The sequence below is a fragment of the Calidithermus terrae genome, assembly GCF_003574345.1.
In the GTDB taxonomy this organism is placed as follows: domain Bacteria; phylum Deinococcota; class Deinococci; order Deinococcales; family Thermaceae; genus Calidithermus; species Calidithermus chliarophilus.
Map to the genome: position 1 here is coordinate 1 of NZ_QXDL01000369.1, position 2,173 is coordinate 2,173.

At 68.3% G+C, this 2,173-nt stretch carries 1 protein-coding gene, 2 tRNA genes and 1 pseudogene; 2 read left to right on the forward strand and 2 right to left on the reverse strand.

The features are described 5' to 3' along the window. Positions 1-392: 392 nt before the first annotated feature. Positions 393-467 (reverse strand) — tRNA-Glu (locus Mterra_RS20780). A 67-nt stretch (positions 468-534) separates the two neighbouring features. Further along, positions 535-608, reverse strand: a tRNA-Gln gene (locus Mterra_RS20785). 155 nt (positions 609-763) lie between these two features. On the opposite strand from Mterra_RS20785, the gene Mterra_RS20790 reads away from it, so the two are divergent. Together Mterra_RS20790 and Mterra_RS20795 are read left to right on the forward strand one after the other, a co-directional pair. Beyond that, complete coding sequence (locus tag Mterra_RS20790; protein ID WP_147373011.1) at positions 764-1,384, forward strand: hypothetical protein; 621 nt, start codon at positions 764-766, stop codon at positions 1,382-1,384. An 11-nt stretch (positions 1,385-1,395) separates the two neighbouring features. Then, positions 1,396-2,173: pseudogene (locus Mterra_RS20795) on the forward strand (hypothetical protein); the annotation flags it as partial.

A 2,173-nucleotide genomic window follows, 5' to 3' on the forward strand; every position in this document is an offset into this window, starting at 1 on the left:
GGCCTACGGCCACCCCCTCGCGGGCATGCCGCCGGGCCTCGGCGCCCGCGTGTGCGGGGGTGCGGGCCGCACCTTGACCCGGCGGCATGCCCGTCTGCGCCACCCCGCCCACCCCCTCCCTCGCGAGCCGCAAGAACACGGCCGGGGCGGGACAGCGACCATCGAGCGGGTGTCCCCTGGGAAGTGGGGCTGTAGCCAGCCTGCGGGGCGGGCACAGCCCCAGTGAATGATTGATCCCAACAAGGCATCTTGCGTATCGCGTACGACGTAGGACGCACGACTGGCGTCTTGCGTCTTGCGTTTTGCGTACGACGTAGGACGTACGACCTGCACCCGGCTATGGGCCATCGACCCTCAAGAAAAGCTAAACCCCCGGAATTCCGGGGGCTGCCTGGTGACCCCAAGGGGATTCGAACCCCTGCCGCCGCCTTGAAAGGGCGGTGACCTAACCGCTAGTCGATGGGGCCAGACGTGAGGTGATCTGGCGGTTTTGCTGTTTCCAGGCCTATTACTCGCGGCTGGAGGCGAATAAGTTGGCTGGGGCGCGTGGATTCGAACCACGATTGACGGAGCCAGAATCCGTAGTCCTGCCGTTAGACGACGCCCCAACGAGGCTCTGGCGGCGCCCCCTCCCGGGGGTGCACCCGGAATTGGGCATCAGAGATGGTACACAATCGTCACGCGCTTGGCAAGCCCTCCCGCCTATAATCACCTGGGAAGGTGTCACCGAGTGGATGTTGAAGCCAAAATTATCGAAGCGCTGATGGCGTACGTGTCGCGGGGGGCGGCGGAGGGTCTGCTGCGCCGGGTGCTGCACAAGGCCCGCAAGAACCCCCGGATGATGGGGCCGGGGGAGTGGATCGAGCTGATCGAGGGGCCGCTCCTGGCGGAGTTGCGGCAGGTGTTGCCCATTGCCGGGCAGGTGCCGCCGCTCAAGGCGTTGGTCAAGGCCCTGCGCCAGACCCAGGCCGTGCCCGTGAGCACGCCGGCGGCGCCCGCCAGCCTGCCGAGCGAGCCCACCCTCGAGCTCCCCCCCGACTGGCTCGACCTCAGCGAGGCGGAGGCGCGCGTGGGCCTCTTGCAGGAGCTCGCCCGCTTCGAGGGCGTCATCGGGGTGGCGGTCCAGACGCCGTGGGGGTCGGAGATCCGCTTGCCGGAGGACTCGGGGGAATTGCCCATGCTCGTGGGCACGGCCCACCGGTTACTTTCCCTAAGGCAACCGTACGCCATGTTTTACACTGTCATGGGAAACGCCCAGCTTATGGTGCGTGGGATGGGCCAGAGTTGGGTGGCGGTGCTCGCCGACCACGACGCCAACCCCGGACACCTGCTCTACCGGCTGCGCCAGCTACAGACGGTACCCCAAGAGGCCAGACCACGCTAGGAGGCTTGATGATGAAACGATGGATCGCCGTAATCGTCCTCGGGGCCTGGGCCTGGGCCGCCCCGCTGACCACCGTGTATGACAAGGTCGCCTCGCTGATGAACCAGGTCCAGAGCGTGCAGGGCAGCAACCCCAAACAGGCCAGCGACCTCCTGAAGCAGGCCAGCGAGTACCTCAGCAAGGAGGGGGGCGACCTCTCGCCCAAGCTGCGCGAGGGCATCTCCACCGCCCTGAGCGACGCCCAGACCTCGCTGGCCCGCAAGAGCAGGGCCGACCTCGAGGCCCGCTTGCAGATGGTGCGAAGCCTCCTGGGCAAGGCCCTCTACGACAGCTACTTCGACGCTTTGGGCAGCGGCCAGTCCGAGGTAGCCAGCGCCCTGCTGCCCCGCCTCGTCGCCGCCAGCGCCCTGCCCAAGGCCCTCACCGCCGAGGTCCAGGGGCTGGGCAGCGACATCGACAAGGTGCGCCGGACCCTCGAGCGCACCTACGCCCAGGGCATCGTCAACGCCCTCGCACGGGCGCGCAGCCAGACCAGCGCTACCCAGGCCTTCCTCGAGGCCACCCGCGCCTACACCCTCTACCTCGTCGTGCAGGAGTCGCCCCGGGCCAGCGGCCTGAGCGCCCGCGCCTTCGTTGACGCCCTGAGCAAGCTCTCCGCCAACGACCTCGCGGGCTTTCGCAAGGACCTCGACGCGCTCAGCCAGCAGGCCAAGGGCTTCTTGCAGCGGGTGAGCTCGAGTTCGCCCGGTGCGGCCCGGAGCCCCGCCCCAACCCGAGCCGTCACCGCCC